The organism is Streptomyces sp. NPDC059668 (assembly GCF_042734135.1).
Classification (GTDB): Bacteria; Actinomycetota; Actinomycetes; order Streptomycetales; family Streptomycetaceae; genus Streptomyces.
In genome coordinates, this window is the sequence record NZ_JBHWEL010000038.1 from 20,641 (window position 1) to 40,489 (window position 19,849).

General features: G+C 71.1%; 16 protein-coding genes and 1 tRNA gene. 6 read left to right on the forward strand and 11 right to left on the reverse strand.

Features of this window, described 5'->3' with window-relative positions; translation table 11 throughout:
• Positions 1-203: 203 nt before the first annotated feature.
• The 4 genes from ACFV2J_RS25085 to ACFV2J_RS25100 all read right to left on the reverse strand — a co-directional run bounded on the left by ACFV2J_RS25085 (position 204) and on the right by ACFV2J_RS25100 (position 5,027).
• Complete coding sequence (locus ACFV2J_RS25085) at positions 204-1,637, reverse strand: GH1 family beta-glucosidase (RefSeq protein ID WP_385097137.1); 1,434 nt, start codon at positions 1,635-1,637, stop codon at positions 204-206.
• 128 nt (positions 1,638-1,765) lie between these two features.
• Positions 1,766-2,677, reverse strand: a complete 912-nt coding sequence (locus ACFV2J_RS25090; protein ID WP_385097140.1) for a carbohydrate ABC transporter permease — start codon at positions 2,675-2,677, stop codon at positions 1,766-1,768.
• Complete coding sequence (locus ACFV2J_RS25095; protein WP_385440680.1) at positions 2,674-3,702, reverse strand: carbohydrate ABC transporter permease; 1,029 nt, start codon at positions 3,700-3,702, stop codon at positions 2,674-2,676. The genes ACFV2J_RS25090 and ACFV2J_RS25095 overlap by 4 nt, the downstream gene beginning before the upstream one ends.
• Positions 3,699-5,027: an ABC transporter substrate-binding protein gene (locus tag ACFV2J_RS25100; protein ID WP_385096706.1), complete on the reverse strand. Its 1,329-nt coding sequence runs from the start codon at positions 5,025-5,027 to the stop codon at positions 3,699-3,701. The genes ACFV2J_RS25095 and ACFV2J_RS25100 overlap by 4 nt, the downstream gene beginning before the upstream one ends.
• Before the next feature lie 416 nt (positions 5,028-5,443).
• On the opposite strand from ACFV2J_RS25100, the gene ACFV2J_RS25105 reads away from it, so the two are divergent.
• Positions 5,444-6,499 (forward strand): LacI family DNA-binding transcriptional regulator, encoded by a 1,056-nt coding sequence (locus ACFV2J_RS25105; RefSeq protein WP_385096703.1) that lies wholly within the window; start codon positions 5,444-5,446, stop codon positions 6,497-6,499.
• Between the two features lie 131 nt (positions 6,500-6,630).
• Entirely contained in the window at positions 6,631-7,461 is an 831-nt protein-coding gene (locus ACFV2J_RS25110; protein ID WP_385096700.1) for a serine/threonine protein kinase, read from the forward strand.
• Between the two features lie 973 nt (positions 7,462-8,434).
• On the opposite strand, the gene ACFV2J_RS25115 is transcribed toward ACFV2J_RS25110, so the two are convergent.
• The 4 genes from ACFV2J_RS25115 to ACFV2J_RS25130 form a co-directional block, all read right to left on the reverse strand.
• Positions 8,435-8,507: transfer RNA gene (locus ACFV2J_RS25115), tRNA-His, on the reverse strand.
• 107 nt (positions 8,508-8,614) lie between these two features.
• Entirely contained in the window at positions 8,615-9,217 is a 603-nt protein-coding gene (gene orn / locus ACFV2J_RS25120) for an oligoribonuclease (RefSeq protein ID WP_385440684.1), read from the reverse strand.
• A gap of 169 nt (positions 9,218-9,386) precedes the next feature.
• Positions 9,387-10,628, reverse strand: a complete 1,242-nt coding sequence (locus ACFV2J_RS25125) for a helix-turn-helix domain-containing protein (protein ID WP_385440687.1) — start codon at positions 10,626-10,628, stop codon at positions 9,387-9,389.
• 378 nt (positions 10,629-11,006) lie between these two features.
• Positions 11,007-11,645 (reverse strand): hypothetical protein, encoded by a 639-nt coding sequence (locus ACFV2J_RS25130; protein ID WP_385091432.1) that lies wholly within the window; start codon positions 11,643-11,645, stop codon positions 11,007-11,009.
• A gap of 317 nt (positions 11,646-11,962) precedes the next feature.
• Between ACFV2J_RS25130 and ACFV2J_RS25135 the strand changes: the two genes are divergently transcribed.
• Entirely contained in the window at positions 11,963-12,490 is a 528-nt protein-coding gene (locus tag ACFV2J_RS25135; RefSeq protein ID WP_385091435.1) for a universal stress protein, read from the forward strand.
• Between the two features lie 211 nt (positions 12,491-12,701).
• On the forward strand, positions 12,702-13,271 hold the full coding sequence (locus ACFV2J_RS25140) for an acetate uptake transporter (RefSeq protein ID WP_385091437.1): 570 nt from the start codon (positions 12,702-12,704) through the stop codon (positions 13,269-13,271).
• 114 nt (positions 13,272-13,385) lie between these two features.
• On the opposite strand, the gene glmS is transcribed toward ACFV2J_RS25140, so the two are convergent.
• Together glmS and ACFV2J_RS25150 are read right to left on the reverse strand one after the other, a co-directional pair.
• Positions 13,386-15,203: a glutamine--fructose-6-phosphate transaminase (isomerizing) gene (gene glmS / locus ACFV2J_RS25145; RefSeq protein WP_385091440.1), complete on the reverse strand. Its 1,818-nt coding sequence runs from the start codon at positions 15,201-15,203 to the stop codon at positions 13,386-13,388.
• 13 nt (positions 15,204-15,216) lie between these two features.
• Positions 15,217-15,474 (reverse strand): hypothetical protein, encoded by a 258-nt coding sequence (locus ACFV2J_RS25150; RefSeq protein ID WP_148008533.1) that lies wholly within the window; start codon positions 15,472-15,474, stop codon positions 15,217-15,219.
• A 164-nt stretch (positions 15,475-15,638) separates the two neighbouring features.
• On the opposite strand from ACFV2J_RS25150, the gene ACFV2J_RS25155 reads away from it, so the two are divergent.
• Positions 15,639-17,204, forward strand: coding sequence for a purple acid phosphatase family protein (locus tag ACFV2J_RS25155; RefSeq protein WP_385091443.1), 1,566 nt, complete (start codon positions 15,639-15,641; stop codon positions 17,202-17,204).
• A gap of 60 nt (positions 17,205-17,264) precedes the next feature.
• On the opposite strand, the gene ACFV2J_RS25160 is transcribed toward ACFV2J_RS25155, so the two are convergent.
• Positions 17,265-18,140: a DUF4429 domain-containing protein gene (locus ACFV2J_RS25160; protein ID WP_385440692.1), complete on the reverse strand. Its 876-nt coding sequence runs from the start codon at positions 18,138-18,140 to the stop codon at positions 17,265-17,267.
• A 105-nt stretch (positions 18,141-18,245) separates the two neighbouring features.
• Here ACFV2J_RS25160 and ACFV2J_RS25165 point away from each other — a divergent pair, with 105 nt between their 5' ends.
• A complete protein-coding gene (locus ACFV2J_RS25165; RefSeq protein ID WP_385091452.1) occupies positions 18,246-19,832 on the forward strand; it encodes a beta-N-acetylhexosaminidase in 1,587 nt (528 codons plus the stop codon).
• The last annotated feature ends 17 nt before the right edge of the window (positions 19,833-19,849 follow it).

Below are 19,849 nucleotides of genomic sequence, written 5' to 3' on the forward strand. Positions count from 1 at the left end.
CGGGTCCCGGCCGGGCCCCCCCCCCCCCGGGGCGGGGCGCGGCTCCCTTTTCCGGGCGCCGCGCCCCGCCCCCCGATCCCCCCGCCCCCGTCTCCCGCGGGCGACCAGCCCTCCGCCCTCCCGGGCGACCAGCCCTCCGCACTCCCGGACGAAGGGCCCGCCGCCGTCCGGGGCCGGGGCCGTCCGCCCTCCCGGGCCGTGACCTACTCGGCCGCGGCCGTCACCGGCGGCAGCGTCCCCGTCCGGGCCGCCCGGCTGTACCAGTGGGCGCTCGACTTCGGTGTACGGGCCAGGGTCGCGTAGTCGACGTAGACCGCGCCGAAGCGCTTGCCGTAGCCGTACGCCCACTCGAAGTTGTCCATCAGGGACCAGAGGTAGTACCCGCGGACGTCCGCGCCGTCGGCGATGGCGCGGCGGACCGCCGACAGGTGGCCGTGCAGGTAGGCGATGCGCTCGGGGTCGTGGACGCGGCCCTCAGGGTCCGGCTTGTCGTCGTACGCGGCGCCGTTCTCGGTGATGTACAGCGGCAGGCCGGGCGCCTCCCGTGTGTAGCGCGTGATCAGGTCGTGCAGGCCCGACGGGTCGATCGTCCAGCCCATCTCCGTGCGCTCGCCCGGAGTCTGGTGGAACATCACGTCGTCGGCGCCCGGCCACGGCGTGAACGCGCTCGCCCCGTGCCCGTCCGCTCGGGGACCGGACGCGGTGGCCTCCGCCGCCGACACCAGCGTCGGGGTGTAGTAGTTCAGCCCCAGCGCGTCGAGCGGCTGCTTGATCAGCGCCAGGTCGCCGTCCAGGACGTACGACCAGTCCGTGATCGAGGACGTCTCCTGGAACAGGCCCTCCGGGTAGGCACCGTGCAGCATCGGGCCGTGGAAGACGCCGTTGGCCAGGTTGTCGATGCGCCGGGCCGCCGCGAGGTCCGCCGGGCTCTGCGAAAGCGGCCGGACGACCGAGGAGTTGAGGCTCACCGCGACCGAGTTGCGGGCCGGCATCACGGACCTCAGCGCCTTCGCGCCCAGGCCGTGCGCCAGGTTCAGGTGGTGGGCGGCCTTCAGCGACGCCGCCGCGTCCGTGCGGCCCGGCGCGTGCACCCCGGAGCCGTAGCCGAGGAACGCGCTGCACCACGGCTCGTTCAGGGTGATCCACTGCTCCACCCGGTCGCCCAGCGCCTCGCCGACGATCTGGGCGTAGTCGGCGAACCGCAGCGCCGTGTCGCGCGCGGGCCAGCCGCCCGCGTCCTCCAGCTCCTGGGGGAGGTCCCAGTGGTAGAGGGTGATCGCCGGCTTGATGTCGTGGGCCAGCAGTTCGTCGACCAGGTTGCGGTAGAAGTCCAGACCCCGCTGGACCGCCGGTCCCCGGCCCGTCGGCTGCACCCGGGACCAGGAGACCGAGAAGCGGTACGCGGACAGTCCCAGCTCCGCCATCAGGGCCACGTCGTCACGGAAGCGGTGGTAGTGGTCGACAGCGATGTCACCGGTCTCGCCGCCGGCCGTCTTTCCGGGCGTGTGGCTGAAGGTGTCCCAGATGGAGGGCGTGCGGCCGTCCTCCCGTACCGCCCCCTCGATCTGGTACGCGGAGGTCGCCGCGCCCCAGAGGAACGCGGGGGGAAAGGTCACGGGCGATGCGGGTTCAGACATGGAAGCGCTCCCATAGGAGGTCGTGGCGAACGACGGTAAGGAGAAGGAGGGGAAGGGCGGGGGAGGGGAAAGGGGCGATGGGGCCGGGGCGGCGGTGACCCGGCCCCCACGGGCGGCGGTACGGCGGGTCAGCCCTTGATCGCGCCCTGCATGATGCCGCCCACGATCTGCTTGCCGAACAGCAGGAAGGCGATGAGCAGCGGCAGCGTGCCGAGCAGCGCGCCCGCCATGATCACGGCCTGGTCGGGGACGTAACCGGTGCCCAGCGAGTTGAGGGCGACCTGCACGGTGGGGTTCTGCTGGTTGAGGGCGATGATCGGCCACAGGAAGTCGTTCCAGGCCATCACGAAGGTCAGCAGACCGAGGACCGCCATCGCCGGCCGCGCCGCCGGGAAGACGACGTGCCAGACGACGCGCAGACTGCTCGCGCCGTCCACCCGCGCCGCCTCGATCAGCTCGGTGGGCAGCGCCTGGACCAGGTACTGCCGCATGAAGAACGTGCCGAAGGCGCTCACCAGGGTGGGCAGGATGACCGTCTGCAACTGGTTGGACCAGCCCAGGTCGCTCATCCACAGGTACAGCGGCACGACGGCCAGCTGCGGCGGGATCATCATCGTGCCGATGGTCAGCAGCAGCAGGGTGCTGGAGAACCTGAACCGCAGCTTGGCGAAGGCGAACCCGGCGAGCGTGGAGAAGACGACCGTACCGACGGTGATGGTCCCGGCGACGATCGTGGAGTTGAGCATCGCGGTGCCGAGCCCGGCCTGCTCCCACGCGGCCTGGAGGTTCTTGAACAGGTTCCCGCCGAACCACAGCGGCGGCGGTGTCTGCGCCAGCCGCTCGTTGTTGCGGGAGGCCGCGATGGCCGTCCAGACCAGCGGAGCGAGCGAGACCAGCGCGAAGACGGCCAGGACGACATAGGTGACCGGACCCGCGTGCAGCTGCTTGCCCGCGCCCAGCACCCGGCGGCGTCCGGGGCCCCGGCGGTCCGGGGTGCTCTGTGCCTGAGCCTGAGGGACAGTCAGTTCGGTGGTGGTCATTGGGATTTCCTCAGCCGTCGGGTGACCAGCAGGTTGATCGCGGCGACGATCAGCAGGATCAGGAACATCGTCCAGGCGATCGCTGACGCCTTGCCGAGGTTGCCGATGCCCCAGCCCTGGTCGTACATGTACAGGCCGAGCGTCTGGTACTGGTGCGCGGAGCCGCCCTTCGAGCCGCTGACCCCGCCGAACAGGAGCGGTTCACCGAAGAGCTGGGTCGCGCCGATGGTGGAGACGACCACGGTGAACAGGATCGTCGGCCGCAGCATCGGGACCGTCACATGGCGGAACTGCTGCCAGCGGCCCGCGCCGTCGAGAGCCGCCGACTCGTACAGGTCGGTGGGGATCGCCTGCATCGCCGCGAGGTAGATCAGCGCGTTGTAGCCGGTCCACCGCCAGATCACGATCGAGGAGACGGCGAACTGCGAACCCCAGTCCGACTCACGCCAGTTGATCGGATGGACCCCGACGAAGTGCAGCAGCCAGTTGATCATGCCGCCGTCCCACGAGTACAGCAGCGTGAAGACCAGCGTCGCCGCCGCCACCGAGGTGGCGTACGGGGTGAGCATCACGACCCGCCACACGGTCGAGCCGCGCAGCCGGTAGTTGAGCAGGTGGGCGATCCCGAGCGCCATGACCAGCTGCGGCACCGTGGAGATCACACCGATGGTGAAGGTGTTCTCCAAGGCGTTCCAGAAGAACTCCGAGGACAGCAGGTTCTTGTAGTTGTCCAGGCCGGCCCAGGTCTGGTGGTCCAGGCCGGACAGCTGCACGTTGTGCAGCGAGTACCAGGCCGTGTAGAGGAGGGGCACGAGCCCGAAGGCCCCGAAGATGACGAAGAAGGGGGCGATGAACGCGTACGGCGACGCCTTCATGTCCCAGCGGTACAGCCGGCTGCGCCAGGAGCCCGGCTCCGGCGGCGGCGTACCGCGACCCCGAGCGCCCCGGGCCGCGCCCGGCTGTGAGCCGGGCGCGGCGTCGGCGCTCGTCGCGGGATGCGCGAGAGCCTGCTTGGAGCTGGTCACTGGCCGAGCACGTCCTTGATCTCAGCCTTCGCCGCGTTCCAGCCCTGGTCGGGGGACTTGCCCTTCTGCTCGACCTGGAGGATGCCGACGTCGGTGATCGCGGTGCCGATCGGCTGGTCCTTGACGCCGAAGTTCTGCACGGGGATGGTCTTCGCCGAGTCGGCGAAGATCTGCGTGATCGGCGCGTCCGAGAAGTACGACGTCGTCGCGGCCGCAGGCTTCAGGCTGTCGTAGGCCGCCGGCGTCGACGGGAAGCTGGCCTGCTTGGCGAAGACCTTCGCCTGCTGCTCCGGCGCGGTCAGCCACTTGGCCAGCGCGATGGCCTCCTTCTGGTGCTTGCCCGCCGTCGGGACACCGATGAACGAACCGCCCCAGTTGGCCGCGGTCGGCGCCGCCGCCACGTCCCACTTGCCCTTGCCGGCGTCACCGGACTTCTCCTGGATATAGCCCATCATCCAGGCGGGGCAGGCCACCGTCGCGAACGAGCCCTTGGCGAAGCCCTGGTCCCACGTCGGGTCGAACTGCTTCAGCTTCGCCGACATGTTGCTGGTCGCCACCGTCATCGCGGCGTTCCAGGACTTCTTCACGCCCGAGGACTTGTCCCAGATGACGTTGCCGTCCTTGTCGTAGTACCGCTCGCTCTCGCCCCCGAGCGCCGCGTTGTAGACCGAGGAGGCGGAGTCCACGAACTTGGTGCCGCTCGGCGCCTTCTTCATGTACTGCTTGCCGAGGTCGACGTACTTGGCCCAGTCGCCCTTCCACTGCTCGGCGAGCTTGGTGCGGTCGGTCTCCAGACCGGCCTGCTTGAAGAGGTCCTTGCGGTAGCAGATCGCCATCGGGCCGATGTCCGTACCGAGCCCGATGGTCTTGCCGTCCTTGGTGGTGGCCTGGGCGGTCTTCCAGTCCAGCCACTGCGACTTGTCGACCTCCTTGCCGAGGTCGACGAACTTGTCGGCCTGGGTCTGGACGGCCTCGGTGATGTTGCCGACCTCGATCGCCTGGATGTCGTCCGTGCCGGAGCCGGCCTGGAGACGGGTGAGCGTCTTGGGCCAGTACACGTCGGTCCGGGTGGTGACGTTCTCCTTGATCGAGATGTTCGGGTGCAGCTTCATGTACTCGTCGTAGAGACCGGCCTGCTTGTAGCCGAAGACGCCGAAGGTACCGATGGTCAGCGTGGTCTTGCCCTTGCCGCCACCACCGCCGTCGCCCGAGGTCGACGAGCCGTCGTTCGAGTCGTTGGCGCAGCCGGCCAGCAGCCCTGTGGTCAGCGCGGCCACGGCCGCGAGGGCCCCCAGCCTGCGGGACCGGCGGGTACTCGTGCGCATTGCGTCCTCCTGTTGCCTGACGTGCCGACCCCCCGGCCAACTGCATTGTTGGGCCCGTTTTTCTCGCTGCGGCTCGGGCGGGGAACGTGCGGGATGTGTAGGTGTCAGGTACCGTGGGAGCGCTCCCACAGGTGATGTGTTGAAGAGTCGTCGGTTCACGCGGGGGTGTCAAGGGAGCGGACACGGAGAGCCGCGTTCAGTTATCGGCCTGTTAACTAACTCCGGGGGGCAGGGCGCGGCGGGGTGGGGGGACGGGTGGAGCGGGTCGTGCCGAGGTGACTTCACGGGGTCGGCCGGCGGTGCCGGCACCAGCAGCCCCGGCGAGGTTGCCACCGCGGCCGGGCCCCTGTCCATGAACGGGACTGTTAGATTCCAGGCCAGCCGCTCAGAAGCGCGGCGTCGACGGGAGGCGGACCATGGCAGGCCACGGAGCGCGGGGCCGGAGCGGCGGGCGGCCGACCCTCGAGGAGGTCGCCGCGCGCGCCGGTGTGGGCCGCGGCACGGTGTCCCGGGTGATCAACGGTTCCCCGCGGGTCAGTGACACGACCCGCGCCGCGGTCGAGGCGGCGGTCGCGGAGCTCGGTTATGTCCCGAACACGGCCGCGCGCGCCCTCGCCGCCAACCGCACGGACGCGATCGCGCTCGTCGTCCCCGAGCCGGAGACCCGGTTCTTCGCGGAGCCGTACTTCTCGGACATGCTCCGGGGTGTGGGCGCGGAGCTCTCCGACACCGAGATGCAACTGCTGCTGATCTTCGCGGGCAGTGACCGGGAGCGGCAGCGCCTGGCCCAGTACCTGGCGGCGCACCGCGTGGACGGCGTCCTGCTGGTCTCGGTGCACGCGGACGACCCGCTGCCCGATCTGCTCTCCCAGCTGGAGATCCCGGCGGTGATCAGCGGCCGGCGCTCGGCGGACGAGACGCTTCCGTCCGTGGACTCCGACAACTACGGCGGGGGCCGCCTCGCCGTCGAGCACCTGGTCGCCCGGGGGCGCCGCAGGATCGTCCACCTCGCGGGCCGCCTCGACGTCTTCGGTGCCCAGCGCCGTGTCGACGGTTACCGCGAGGGTCTGCGTGCGGCGGGCCGCCCGGTGGACGACGACCTCATCGTCGCCGGGGACTTCACGGAGGAGGGCGGGCGCCGGGCGATGACCGAACTGCTGGCCCGCTGCCCGGATCTGGACGCCGTCTTCGCGGGCTCGGACGTGATGGCGGCCGGTGCCCGCCAGGTCCTGCGCGAGGCGGGCCGCCGTACACCGGACGACGTGGCCCTCGTCGGGTACGACGACTCGGCCATCGCCCGCCACATGGATCCGCCCCTGACCAGCGTGCGCCAGCCGATAGAGGAGATGGGCCGGGCGATGATCGACCTGCTGCTCGGGGAGATCGCGGACCGCCGCCCGGCGGTGTCGCGGGACCTGGAGAAGCGTCAGGTCGTGCTGCCCACCGAGCTGGTGGCGCGGGCGTCGTCCTGACGCCGGCCGCCACCGCTCCGGCGCACGCCCCGCCTGTCCGTCAGCGCCCTGTACTGCTGACGGCCGAGCCGCCCCGCCGCTGTTGCCGCTGGTGCCGCACGGGAAGAGCTCCGTAGGGCAGTCTGGCGGGTATGGTCCTGCATCCCTTGCTGGGAGTCGATGAAGTGCCCGCCGTTGAGTCCTATCTGGGCCGCGTGGGCGAGGTGTTCCGGGCGTTCCCCGAGCAGGAATCGGGGTGTGTGTCGTACGGGGTGAGGCTGCTCGACGGCGGCCGGTGGTTCCTCAAGGAGGCGGTCACCGAGCGCGGCCGGCGCTCGCTGGAGCGCGGCTGGGCCTTCCACCGGTCCGTGCGGCACCGGGCGATCGTCCCGCAGGTGCACCGCATCGCCGTGCAGGACGGCGGCTGGGCGGTGGTGATGCCCTGGCGGGAGGGCGAGGTGCTGTACCCCGCGGAGGTGGACGGGGCGCGCGACCGTACGGACCCGGCCAGTGCGATGGCGCGTTTCCGCGCCCTGCCGGCCGACGCGGTCCTGCGCGCCTTCGACCGGGTCCTGGACGCGCACCTCGCGGTGGAGGCCGCCGGCCAGGTCGCCGTCGACTTCTACGACGGGGCGCTGCTGTACGACTTCGAGCGTGACGTCGCCCATCTGGTCGACCTCGACGAGTACCGGCCGGGACCGTTCGTGGTCGAGGAGGAACGCCTGCCGGGCTCGCGGCGGTTCATGGCCCCCGAGGAGTGGGTGCGCGGGGCCGTGATCGACACCCGGACGACGGTGTTCACGCTGGGCCGTGCGGCCCGGCTGCTGCTGGACGCGGGCGACGAGGAGCGCGCGTGGCGCGGCACCGCGGCCCAGCAGGCGGTCATCGTCCGTGCCACCCGGACCGATCCGGGGGAGCGCTTCGAGAACGTCCACCGTTTCGCCGAGGCGTGGCGGACGGCCAACACCGCACCGGGCGCGTGAGGTCGGGCGCCCGGGTCCGGGTGTCCGAGGCGCGCTGTCCGGGGCCGGGTGTCTGAGGGCGGGCGTCCGTGGCCGGGTGTCCGTGGCCGGACGTCCGAGGCCAACTGTCCAGGGCCCGGTGTCTGAGGTCGACTGTTCGTGGTGGGACGTCCGGGGCCGGGTGACTGAGGGCGGCTGGTCTCGGGCCGGCTGTCCGGGGCCCGGTGTCTGAGGGCAGGTGCCTGAGGTCGGGTGTCCGGGGCCGGGTGTCCGAGGTCTGCTGTGTGGGGCCGGGTGTCTGAGGGCGGGCGTCCGTGGCCGGGTGTCTGAGACCGGGCGCGTGAGGTCGGGCGCGTGAGGTCGGGCGCCCGGGGCCGGTTGTCCGAGGCGCGCTGTCCGGGGCCGGGTGTCTGAGGTGGGCTGTCCAGGGCCGAGTGTCTGAGACCGGGTGTCCGAGGTCTGCTGTGTGGGGCCGGGTGTCTGAGGGCGGGTGTTCGGGGCCGGTTGTCCGAGGTCGACTGTCCGGGGCCGGTTGTCTGAGACCGGGTGTCCGAGGTCTGCTGTGTGGGGCCGGGTGTCTGCGGGCGGGTGTCCGAGGCGCGCTGTCCGGGGCCCGGTGTCTGAGGTCGGCTGTCCGTGGCCGGGCGTCCGAGTCCGGGCGTCCGGGGTCAGACGTCTGAGGTCGGCTGGTCCGGGGCCGGTTGTTCGAGGCCGGGTGGTCCGGGGCCGACCGTCCGGGACGGACCGCCCGATGCGGCGCGTCCGAGGCGGACCGTCCGATGCCGGGCGCGTGGATCCAGGCGTCCGGCATCCGGCATCACGCGTCCCGCGTCCCGTGGACGGAGTCCCGGCCCCGGTCCGCGGTCCCGTACCGATCACCGCCGGCGGCCTTCGCCGGCACGCCTTCCCGCGTACGGCGGGCACCGGACACGACCGGCGTCCGCACATGACCGAGGCCCGGTCCGCTTGCGCGGACCGGGCCTCGGTCTGTCAGGGTGAGTGACGGGACTTGAACCCGCGGCATCCTGGACCACAACCAGGTGCTCTACCAGCTGAGCTACACCCACCATGTCCGGTCCTGGTTTCCCTGACCGGCCGAGAAAAAGTGTACAGGGTCCGGAGGGGTGCTCGCGCCCGGCTTTTGTCCGGGGTCCCCCGGGACCCCGGACACGCGTCATTCCACGGGCAGTACGTGCTTCGCCGCGATGGTGCGGGCGGTCTCCGAATCGGGGCCGGGCTGCGGGACGAAGATCGCCTCGCGGTAGTAGCGGAGTTCGGCGATGGACTCGCGGATGTCGGCGAGGGCGCGGTGGTTGCCGTTCTTGTCCGGGCTGTTGAAGTACGCCCGCGGGTACCAGCGGCGGGCCAGCTCCTTGACGGAGGAGACGTCCACGATGCGGTAGTGCAGATAGCCCTCCAGCGCGGGCATGTCGCGGAGCAGGAAACCCCGGTCCGTGCCGACCGAGTTCCCGCACAGCGGGGCCTTGCCCGGCTCCTTGACGTGCTCACGCACGTAGGAGAGGACCTGTGCCTCGGCGTCGGCCAGGGTGGTGCCCGCGGCGAGTTCGGAGAGGAGGCCGGAGGCCGTGTGCATCTGGCGCACCACGTCCGGCATCGTCTCCAGGGCCGCGTCCGGCGGGCGGATCACGATGTCCACCCCTTCGCCGAGCACGTTCAGCTCCGAGTCGGTGACCAGTGCGGCCACCTCGATGAGTGCGTCCTCCGACAGCGAGAGCCCGGTCATCTCGCAGTCGATCCACACCATGCGATCGTTCATGGCCCCAACCCTACGGCGCGCCCCGGCGCACGGGCAGGTCCGGGACGGGGGCAGCCCGGGGCTCCAGGGTCCCGGGGGCCCCGGGACGGCGACGGCCCGGGACCCGAGGGCCCCGGGCCGTTCACGGCCGGGCGGTGCGACGTCGTCGCGGCGCCACGGCGCCCGGACGCTAGGGCGCGCTGCGCTGCCCGGGCAGGCTCGGCCGGCCCGTCGCGTACAGTTCCGCGCCCGGCTTGCCCGGATCCGTCGCGGTCGACAGCGCCGAGGCCGGGCTCAGGGCACCGGCGGCCGCCGTGCGACGGGTCTGCGACGGGACCGCACCCTCCTGGCTCAGGACCGGTGACTGCCCGGACGAGCCCATGGGACCGTCCGGGTCCGACGGCCGCTCGGACTGCGGCCGACGTGCCCGGTACGCCGCCCGGTAGGCGGCCGGGGACGAGCCGAGCTGGCGCCGGAAGTGCCCGCGCAGCGCGACCGGCGAGCGGAAGCCGCAGCGTCCGGCGACCTCGTCGACCGAGTAGTCGGACGTCTCCAGCAGCCGTTGCGCCTGGAGCACACGCTGGGTGATCAGCCACTGCAACGGCGCGCTGCCCGTCAGCGAGCGGAAGCGGCGGTCGAACGTGCGGCGGCTCATGTACGCGCGTGCCGCCAGCGTCTCGACGTCGAACTGCTCGTGCAGGTGTTCCAGCGCCCAGGCGACGACCTCCGCGAGGGGGTCGGCGCCGATCTCCTCCGGTAAAGACCGGTCGAGATAGCGCTCCTGTCCGCCGCTCCGGCGCGGCGGGACCACCAGACGACGGGCCAGCGCGCCGGCCGCCTCGTTGCCGTGGTCCGTCCGCACGATGTGCAGACAGAGATCGATTCCGGCCGCGGTGCCCGCCGATGTCAGTACGTCACCGTCGTCGACGAACAGCTCGCGCGGATCGACGTGCACCGACGGATAGCGTTTGGCCAGCGTCGGCGCGTACATCCAGTGGGTCGTCGCCGGGCGGCCGTCCAGCAGTCCGGCGGCGGCCAGCACGAAAGCGCCGGTGCACAGTCCGACTATGCGGGCCCCCTCCTCGTGCGCCCGGCGCAGCGCGTCGAGCGCTTCCTCCGGTGGCGGTGAGGTGATCGAGCGCCAGGCCGGCACCACGACGGTGCCGGCTCGCGAGATCGCCTCCAGGCCATGCGGCGCGGTGAGTTCCAGGCCCCCTGTGGTCCGCAGCGGGCCGTCCTCGCCGGCGCACACCAGGAGTCGGTAGCGCGGCACGCCGGCGTCCTGGCGGTCAATCCCGAACACCGACAGCGGTATGGAACTCTCGAAGATGGGGCCGCCGCTGAACAGCAGCACCGCGACGATCTCCTTGCGGCGTCGCCCGGAGAGTTTCCGGGCCGCGGCTTCCGGCGCGGCAGTGGAGTCGTGGCTCATACTGCTAAGCCCCCCTCGGTGGTCGCGGCTCCTCGGTTGTGTCGCTCCTGCACGTTTCCCCTCGGTCCTGCACGAGTCCCCCGCCGTAAGACAGTCAAGATCGAATCTACTGTGTCCGGTCACGCCTGGGTGACCACTTCGACACTCGGCAGAATGTCGACATGGCAACTTGGCGTGAAGCATTCGATCACGAAGCGTTGCACTCGTGGGCCGTGCAGGGAAGTGCGCCTCGTGTCAGTGGCCAATCCACATAGGGTGCACGAGCCCTCCAGGGGCCTTTAGTCGCAGGTCGAACGCGGGTTGGGGGGTCGTTCGGGCAAGGGATGCCCGGGAGGCCGAAGTTGGCTGAAAAGAAGCGGGGGCGTGCGCGCAAACCGGTCAGTCGACCGGCTTCTTTCCCGCACCGCGGCGCCCGCCCCTGTGCGCCCCCGGGCCGCTCCTGCCCGGCAAGCCGTTCATGATGTGCGTGTCGGCCACATCCCGCGCGCGGGATGCCTGCGCCGGACCGCCCTCGGGGCCGGTGCCGGGCCCGGGAACCCCCGTGACGCGATCTCCCCCGTCACGATCCCGCACGCCGGGGTCGCGCATACCGCGGACCGGATCCGGACCGGCGGGATCCCGTCCGTCCCGGCCCCGTCCGTTCCGGCCCCGTCCGTCCCGGTCCCGATGCGAGGGCTCCCGGGGCCCGCGCTCCCGCGGACCGCCCCTGCCGTGCCGCGCGCGGTGCGGGGACCGCTCCTCGGCGCGCATCCGCGCGGCGCCCCGCTCGGACTGGCGCAGGAGCACCAGGCAGGCCGCGGTCACGGCCGCCAGACCCAGCGCGGTGCCGGCCGCCCCGGCGAGCGAGGTGCCGAACCAGACGAGGACGACCGGGACGAGGACGCAGCTGAAGGCCGCCCAGCGCGCCACCTCACTGGCCGCGTCCGGCGTGGGCGTTCCGGAGCGCGCCCCGGAGGAGGGGCGGGACACGGTCTCTGGTCCGGGCACGGTCTGCTCCCTGGTTCCCTGGTACTCCATTGCTCTCCATGGCGGTGGTTCACCTGCTCAACGCGTGTTCGACCGGCCGGTCACTGCCCGGCCGGCGGTGTCCGGTCTCGCGGGGGCGCATCCCTGGGTGAACCCTGCGCAAACCGCCTGTACGGGGCAGTGAGCATTGCGTTACGGGCGCCTCTCATGCATGCTCCGGGGAACGCCGCACAGCGCACGCGGTATCTGGGCAGAGGAGGAGTGCCGCCGTACCCTTGGGGGTATGCGGTCGGGAAGATGATTCCCGGACACACAGCTCTGCCGATCGTTGTCGTCCCCACCACGAGGATCCAAACGCCGAGATACCCATGGCCGGTCACGAATTCTTCGATCCCGCGGACCGCAAGCGCCCGCTCGCCGATCCCACGGCGGCCGAGCCCCTGGCGGCGGAAGAAACGCGCCAGTCCTGCGATCCTGCCTTCAAACACGGCGTCGTCGTCGGCTTCGACGGTTCGACGTCCAGTGAACGTGCCCTCGCGTACGCGATCGGCATGGCCCATCGCTCCGGCTCGGGCCTGATCATCGTGCATGTCGCGAACCGGCTGCCCACCACGGTGTGGGCGGGCTGCGAACCACCGGTCTTCGTCGACGTGCCCGACCACCGCACCGAGGTGCTCGGACTCGAACTCGCCTGCGCCGAATACCTGGCCGAGGTGCCGTGGATCCTCGTCGAGCGCGGCGGGGACATCTGCCACGAACTCGAAGAGGTGGGGCGCGAGTACGAGGCGGACGCGATCGTCGTCGGCTCCACGCACGGCATCGTCGGGCGCATCTTCGGCTCGGTCGCGGGGAGGCTGGCGAAGCGCGCCAAGCGCCCCGTGATCGTCATCCCCTGACCGGCCGTCAACTCGCCGCCGTCCCAGGTGGGGTGATCCGGCCGGTTTCCCGGCGGACCGTCAACTCCCTTTCCGGCGCGCCCGGAAATACGTGAATCCACTCGGGCGCCGAGGTGGATTGTGCCTTTGTGAAGGGTACATACCGGTCACCGGCCCCATCCCTCGGCCGGCACCGCGCAGCACGACTGCACCCGCATGAAGGGAGCCCGACGTGGACAATGACGTCTCCTCGGGAAGCACCACCTCGACTCTCGGCCAACTCGCCCTCGGACTGACCCTGTTGCTCTTCGGCCTCGGGAACACCCGGGTGATCGACGGTGTGACCCCGGCCGACTCCGTCTCCCTCGCCACGTACGTCGGCGGGATCGCGCTCTTCGTCGCGGGCCTGTTCGCCTTCCGTGACCGCGACGCCTTCACCGGTACGGCGTTCACGGCGCTCGGCGCGTTCTGGTTCACCTGGGGCGTCACCGCCGACGGGCGGATGTCGGCCAACGCCACCGGCCTCTTCCTGCTCCTGTTCGCACTCGTCGCGCTGAGCCTGACCGCCGGCGCGAGCGGCGCCCCGCTGCTCGCCCGGGGGACGTACGCGCTGCTGTTCGTGGCCCTGCTCCTGCTGGCCGTCGGCCAGTTCGGCGACAGCGCCGCGCTCGCCAAGGCCGGGGGCTGGTTCGCCGCGGCCGGCGGTCTGCTGGCCTGGTACGCGGCCACGGCGGCGCTCGCCCACTGGCCCACCGCCCTTCCCGGACGCGCCGCCGGCCGGGGGGTGACGGCCACCGGCTGAGCCCGGCGCGGGCCGGGGGCGCAGGCGGCTCCGGCCCTGGAAGGAACGACCCCCTGTGCGAAGGTGGCACGCACAGGGGGCCGTTCGTGTCCGGGGAGCCGTGACCGGGCCGTCCTACTCGACCGTCACCGACTTCGCGAGGTTCCGCGGCTTGTCGATGTCCCGGCCCAGCGCCAGCGCCGTGTGGTACGCGAGGAGCTGAAGCGGGATGCCCAACAGGATCGGGTCCAGCTCGTCCTCGTTCTTCGGGACGACGATCGTCTGGTCGGCCTTCTCCTGCTCCCGGTGCGCGACCGCGAGGATCTTGCCGCTGCGCGCCTTGATCTCCTCCAGGGCGGCGCGGTTCTTCTCCAGCAGGTCGTCGTCGGGGACGATCGCGACGGTCGGCAGGGCGGGCTCGATGAGTGCCAGCGGGCCGTGCTTGAGCTCGGAGGCCGGGTAGGCCTCGGCGTGGATGTACGAGACCTCCTTGAGCTTCAGCGAGGCCTCACGGGCCACCGGATAGCCGCGGACCCGGCCGATGAAGAGCATCGAGCGGGCCTCGGCGTACTGCTCGGCCAGCTTCTTGATCTCGTCCTCCCCTGCCAGGATCTCGGAGATCTGCCCGGGCAGCCTGCGCAGCCCCTCGATGATCCGCTTGCCGTCACGCACCGACAGGTCACGGGTACGGCCGAGGTGCAGCGCGAGCAGCGCGAAGGCGACGGTGGTGTTGGTGAAGCACTTCGTCGAGACGACGCAGACCTCGGGGCCCGCGTGCACGTACATGCCGCCGTCCGCCTCGCGCGCGATCGCCGAGCCGACGACGTTGACCACGCCCAGCACCCGCGCGCCCTTGCGCTTCAGCTCCTGGACGGCGGCGAGGACGTCGTACGTCTCACCGGACTGGGAGACCGCGACGTACAGCGTGTCGGGGTCGACCACGGCGTTGCGGTAGCGGAACTCGGAGGCCGGCTCGGCGTCCGCGGGGATGCGGGCCAGCTCCTCGATCATCTGGGCGCCGATCATGCCCGCGTGGTACGAGGTGCCACAGCCGAGGATCTTCACCCGGCGGATCTGACGCGCCTCGCGGGCGTCCAGGTTCAGGCCGCCGAGGTGCACGGTGGAGAAGCGGTCGTCGATACGGCCGCGCAGCACGCGGTCCACGGCGTCGGCCTGCTCGTGGATCTCCTTGTGCATGTACGTGTCGTGGCCGCCCATGTCGTACGACGCGGCCTCCCACTCCACGGTGGTCGGCTCGGCCGTCGTCCGGGTGCCCTCGGTGGTGTACGTGCGGAAGTCGTCGGCCTTGAGGGTCGCCATCTCGCCGTCGTCCAGCGTCACTATCTGGCGGGTGTGGGTGACCAGGGCGGCGATGTCCGAGGCGACGAACATCTCCTTCTCGCCGATGCCGAGGACGACCGGCGAGCCGTTGCGGGCCACCACGATGCGGTCGGGGAAGTCGGCGTGCATCACGGCGATGCCGTAGGTGCCCTCGATCACGCGCAGCGCCTGGCGGACCTTCTCCTCCAGGGTCTCGGCCTGGGAGCGGGCGATGAGGTGGGTGAGGACCTCGGTGTCGGTCTCGGAGAGGAACTCGACGCCGTCGGCCTCCAGCTTCTTCCGCAGGTCGGAGGCGTTGTCGATGATGCCGTTGTGGACGATGGCGACCTTGTTGTCGGCCGACATGTGCGGGTGCGCGTTGACGTCGGAGGGGGCGCCGTGGGTGGCCCAGCGGGTGTGGGCGATGCCGGTGGTGCCCTTGAAGCGTGCGGGGACCTTGGCCTCCAGATCGCGGACCCGGCCCTTGGCCTTGACCATCTTCAGGCCGGCCGCCTTCGGCGTGGTGACCACGATGCCCGCCGAGTCGTAGCCGCGGTACTCCAGCCGCTGCAGACCTTCGAGCAGCAGCGGAGCGACGTCACGCCTGCCGATGTATCCGACGATTCCGCACATATATACGTATTCCTCAGCCGTAGACAATGCGGCGCAGCTGCCTGAGCGTGAGCTCCGGCGGCGCGACCGCCCGGTACTTCAGGTCCGCCTCGATCCGTTCGAAGATCGCCGTGTTGACCCAGCCCTGGGCCTGGAGCTCGCGGTGGCGGCGGCGGACGTACTCCTCGGTCGGCTCGTCGAAGTAGGCGAGCACGTCCTGGATCACCCGCAGCGCCTCGCCCCGGTTCAGGGGCGTGGAGCGCGTCAGGTGATCAGCGAGTTCGTCGTGCACCCGTTGATCCTGAAGTACGAGGAGTCGATTCGCAAGAATCCTGCCCGATATCGGGCAAGGGGCTGTTGAATCTCTCATGGACCGCTGTTTGCGAACTGTCCATACTCCGTCTTGCGCCGCGTCGATTGCCGGGAGCAACTTCTGAGCACATGGACACTCCACGCATGGGCGTACCGGAGAAGCTCGCCGAGAACATGAGCATGGCCGAGCAGCACGAGTATCTCCGCGCCAAGTTCTCGCGGCGCAACATGATCAGAGGCGGGGCCGTGACCCTCGGCGCCGTCGCGGGCGGTGCCTTCGTACCGGGCGCCGTCGCGCAGGCCGCGGCCCCGACCCGGTCCACCGCACCCCAGGCCGAGAAGGTCGACGGCGCTCTCGTCGCCCCCTTCGGCCGTCACCTCGCCTACGGCAACGACCCGCGCACGGAGATCACGGTCTCCTGGCAGGTCCCGACGGCCGTGAAGAAGCCGTTCATCCGTATCGGCGCCCACCCCTGGGACCTCTCGCGCAAGATCGAGGCCGAGGTGCGCACGCTGTACACCCCGGCGGGCGTCGGCGCGAGCGGCGACCACACCCAGTACTACCTGCACGCCAGGCTCACCCACCTGCGTCCCGGCAAGACGTACTACTACGGCGTCGGCCACGCGGGCTTCGACCCGGCCGCGCCCCACCTGCTGGGCACCCTCGGCACCTTCACCACCGCGCCCGACCGCGCCGAGCCGTTCACCTTCACCGCCTTCGGCGACGAGGGCGTCGGCTACCACGGCCTCGCCAACGACGCCCTGCTGCTCGGCCAGAACCCGGCCTTCCACCTGCACGCCGGCGACATCGCGTACGCGGACCCGGCCGGCGCGGGCAAGACCGAGGACACCGGCTTCGACTCGCGCATCTGGGACCAGTTCCTCGCCCAGACCGAGACGGTCGCCAAGCAGGTCCCGTGGATGCCGGCGTACGGCAACCACGACATGGAGGCCTGGTACTCGCCCAACGGCTACGGCGGCGAAGAGGCCCGCTGGAGCCTCCCGGACAACGGCCCGGACGCGAAGAACCTCCCGGGCGTGTACTCCTTCGTCTACGGCAACACGGCGGTCATCTCGCTGGACGCCAACGACATCTCGTTCGAGATCCCGGCCAACCTCGGCATCTCCGGCGGCACCCAGACCAAGTGGCTGGAGGGGCAGCTCAAGAAGTTCCGGGCCTCCAGGGACGTCGACTTCGTGGTCGTCTTCTTCCACCACTGCGCCTACTGCACCTCCACGGCGCACGCCTCGGAGGGGGGCGTGCGACAGGAGTGGGTGCCGCTGTTCGAGAAGTACACGGTGGACCTGGTGATCAACGGCCACAACCACCAGTACGAGCGCACGGACGTCATCAAGGGCAACAAGGTCACCAAGAAGCTGCCGATCGGCGGCACGGCGTACCCGGAGACCGACGGTGTCGTGTACGTGACGGCGGGCGCGGCCGGGCGCAGCCTGTACGCGTTCACGGCGGCGGAGTCGTACGAGGGCCACGAGAACGAGGTCGACTCGGTCGCCTCCTTCATCAACCTCAAGGACGGCAAGCAGAACGAGACGGTCGCCTGGTCGCGGGTGCGCTACCTCAACTACTCGTTCCTGCGCGTGGACGTCACCCCGGCGTCGAAGGGCCGTCTGACCACGCTGACGGTGCGCGGCATCGCCGAGACCGGTGCCGAGGTCGACCACTTCACGGTGGCCCGCCGGGCCAAGTAGGCCACCCCGTACACCCGCACTCCGGGGTGTACGCGCCGCAGGCGGTCCTCGCGCCGGCGCTCACATGCGCCTGAGGACCGCCTGCTTGGCCAGGGCGAACTCGTCGTCCGTCAGGACGCCGGACCTGTGGAGGTCGCCCAGTTCCCGCAGGCGCCGCAGCAGGGCGTCGTGGTCGGCCTCGGGGCCGGGATGCGGGACCGCCGCAGGTTCCGGCACCGGCGGCAGCCCGGGGGGAGCCGCCGGATGGTCGAGTCGCGCCTGCACCGCCGCCGCGACCAGCGCCATCAGCGGATCCTTCTTGAAGCCCCACAGCTCCACCGCGTGCGGGTCGTACTTCGGCGGAGCCTTCGTCCCGCCCCCGCGCACGGTGAAGCGGAGGCACCCGTTCTCCAGGCCGACCGCGGGGTGCCACTCGACGCCGGTGATGTCACGGAGCGCGAGGGAGCGGCTGCCGGCGGAGGCCTTCGCCTCCTCGGTCTTCCAGTTCCACTCCAGGCGCACCCGCTCCCCGTCGAAGCTCGCCGTACCGTCGCCCGCGGAGGCGGACAGCGGTACGGCGGGACCGGGGAGCAGATAGCCGTCGACCGGACCGGCCGGGACCTGGTCCAGGAGCAGCGCGTTGCGGACCTCGTCCACGAGGTACTCGGCGACGCCGTAGCGCTCGGACTCGACGGTCAGCTGATAGGGGTCGTTGGGCTCGGCGAGCCTGCCGCCGGTGGCCTGCAACAGCGGGTCTGCGCCGTCCCGCAGCCGGAGCCGCAACCGCCCGCTGCGCTTGCCCTGTTCGAAGGATATTCCGGCCAACGCCCCCAGCGGCACGGTGAGTTCACCCAGGGCCCGGCGCAGCACGCTCACGTTCCTGTCGCGCCCGGGAGTCAGTCGCAGCGCGTCGCCGTCGAAGATCCAGGTCCCGTCCTTCTGGATGATTTCCGCCATGAGGGGGATTGTTTCACCGGCTCTGCGGCAGAGTGGTCTATACCCATCGGAGCCCAGGGAAGCCAAGGGGCTCAGGACAGCTCGTGGGACCTGAAGGGAGCGCATGTGAGACAGCACAGAACGCCCCGCCTTCTCGGTACGCTGCTGCTCGTGGCGGCCGCAAGCATCTCCGTCGTCGGCGCGACAGCCTCCGCGTCCGGCCGAACAGCCGTACCGCTGGGCCGGGTCGTCCCGGCACCCGCCTCGGTCGACCCGGGCGGGTCACCGTACGGCATCACCCGGGACACCCGTATCCGTGTCGACGACTCGCGCGAGGTCCGCCGGGTCGGCGCCTACCTGGCCGGCGTCCTGCGGCCCTCCACCGGCTACCGACTGCCGGTCACCGACCGGGGCACCGGCGGCATCCGGCTGCGGCTCGGTGACCGGTCCCTGGGTGACGAGGGGTACCGGCTGGACAGCGGCCGAAGCGGCGTCACCATCACCGCCGGCAAACCGGCCGGCCTCTTCCACGGCGTGCAGACCCTGCGCCAGCTCCTCCCGGCCGCCGTCGAGAGCGACTCCGTGCGACCGGGCCCCTGGCTGGTCGCGGGCGGCACCATCGAGGACACCCCGCGCTACGGCTACCGCGGCGCGATGCTGGACGTCTCCCGGCACTTCTTCACCGTCGCCCAGGTCGAGCGGTACATCGACGAACTGGCCCTGTACAAGATCAACAAGCTGCATCTGCACCTGAGCGACGACCAGGGCTGGCGCATCGCCGTCGACTCCTGGCCGCGGCTCGCCGCGTACGGCGGCTCCACCCAGGTCGACGGCGGACCCGCGGGCTTCTACACCAAGGCCCAGTACCGGGAGATCGTGCGGTACGCCGCCGAGCGCTATCTGGACGTCGTCCCGGAGATCGACATGCCGGGGCACACCAACGCCGCGCTCGCCTCGTACGCCCGGCTGAACTGCGACGGGACCGCGCCACCGCTCTACACCGGCACCGACGTCGGCTTCAGCTCGCTGTGCGTGGGCAAGCCGGTGACCTACGACTTCGTGGACGACGTGATCCGGGAGCTGGCCGCGCTCACGCCCGGCCCGTACCTCCACATCGGCGGGGACGAGGCCCACTCCACCAGCCACGCCGACTACGTGACCTTCATGAACAAGGTGCAGCCCCTCGTCGCCAAGTACGGCAAGAAGGTGATGGGCTGGCACCAGCTGACCGGGGCCACCCCGGCCAAGGGCGCCCTCGCGCAGTACTGGGGGCTCGACGACACCGACGCCGCCGAGAAGGAACAGGTGGCGCAGGCCGCGCGGAACGGGACGGGTCTGGTGCTGTCGCCGGCCGACCGGATCTACCTCGACATGAAGTACACCGAGGACACCCCGCTCGGGCAGGACTGGGCGGGCCTGGTCGACGTGAAGCGCGCGTACGACTGGAACCCCGGCACCTACCTCCCCGGCGCGCCCGCGTCGTCGATCCGGGGCGTCGAGGCGCCGCTGTGGACGGAGACCCTCGTCACCGGGGCGGACATCGACTACATGGCCTTCCCGCGGCTGCCCGGGGTGGCCGAACTCGGCTGGTCGCCCGCCTCGACGCACGACTGGGACACCTACAAGGTGCGGCTCGCGGCCCAGGGGCCGCGCTGGGACGTACTGGGCATCGGCTACTACAGGGCGCCCCAGGTTCCCTGGCCCGGCGTCTGATCCCGGTGGGACGGAGG

What these genes read in the sequence shown, in the direction of transcription:
- ACFV2J_RS25105 (WP_385096703.1), top strand. Translation starts at nt 5,444, where the DNA reads ATGGCAGGCCACGGAGCGCGGGGCCGGAGCGGCGGGCGGCCGACCCTC.
- ACFV2J_RS25110 (WP_385096700.1), top strand. Translation starts at nt 6,631, where the DNA reads ATGGTCCTGCATCCCTTGCTGGGAGTCGATGAAGTGCCCGCCGTTGAG.
- ACFV2J_RS25160 (WP_385440692.1), bottom strand. Translation starts at nt 18,140, where the DNA reads ATGGCGGAAATCATCCAGAAGGACGGGACCTGGATCTTCGACGGCGAC.
- ACFV2J_RS25090 (WP_385097140.1), bottom strand. Translation starts at nt 2,677, where the DNA reads ATGACCACCACCGAACTGACTGTCCCTCAGGCTCAGGCACAGAGCACC.
- ACFV2J_RS25085 (WP_385097137.1), bottom strand. Translation starts at nt 1,637, where the DNA reads ATGTCTGAACCCGCATCGCCCGTGACCTTTCCCCCCGCGTTCCTCTGG.
- glmS (WP_385091440.1), bottom strand. Translation starts at nt 15,203, where the DNA reads ATGTGCGGAATCGTCGGATACATCGGCAGGCGTGACGTCGCTCCGCTG.
- ACFV2J_RS25135 (WP_385091435.1), top strand. Translation starts at nt 11,963, where the DNA reads ATGGCCGGTCACGAATTCTTCGATCCCGCGGACCGCAAGCGCCCGCTC.
- ACFV2J_RS25100 (WP_385096706.1), bottom strand. Translation starts at nt 5,027, where the DNA reads ATGCGCACGAGTACCCGCCGGTCCCGCAGGCTGGGGGCCCTCGCGGCC.
- ACFV2J_RS25155 (WP_385091443.1), top strand. Translation starts at nt 15,639, where the DNA reads ATGGGCGTACCGGAGAAGCTCGCCGAGAACATGAGCATGGCCGAGCAG.
- orn (WP_385440684.1), bottom strand. Translation starts at nt 9,217, where the DNA reads ATGAACGATCGCATGGTGTGGATCGACTGCGAGATGACCGGGCTCTCG.
- ACFV2J_RS25125 (WP_385440687.1), bottom strand. Translation starts at nt 10,628, where the DNA reads ATGAGCCACGACTCCACTGCCGCGCCGGAAGCCGCGGCCCGGAAACTC.
- ACFV2J_RS25130 (WP_385091432.1), bottom strand. Translation starts at nt 11,645, where the DNA reads ATGGAGTACCAGGGAACCAGGGAGCAGACCGTGCCCGGACCAGAGACC.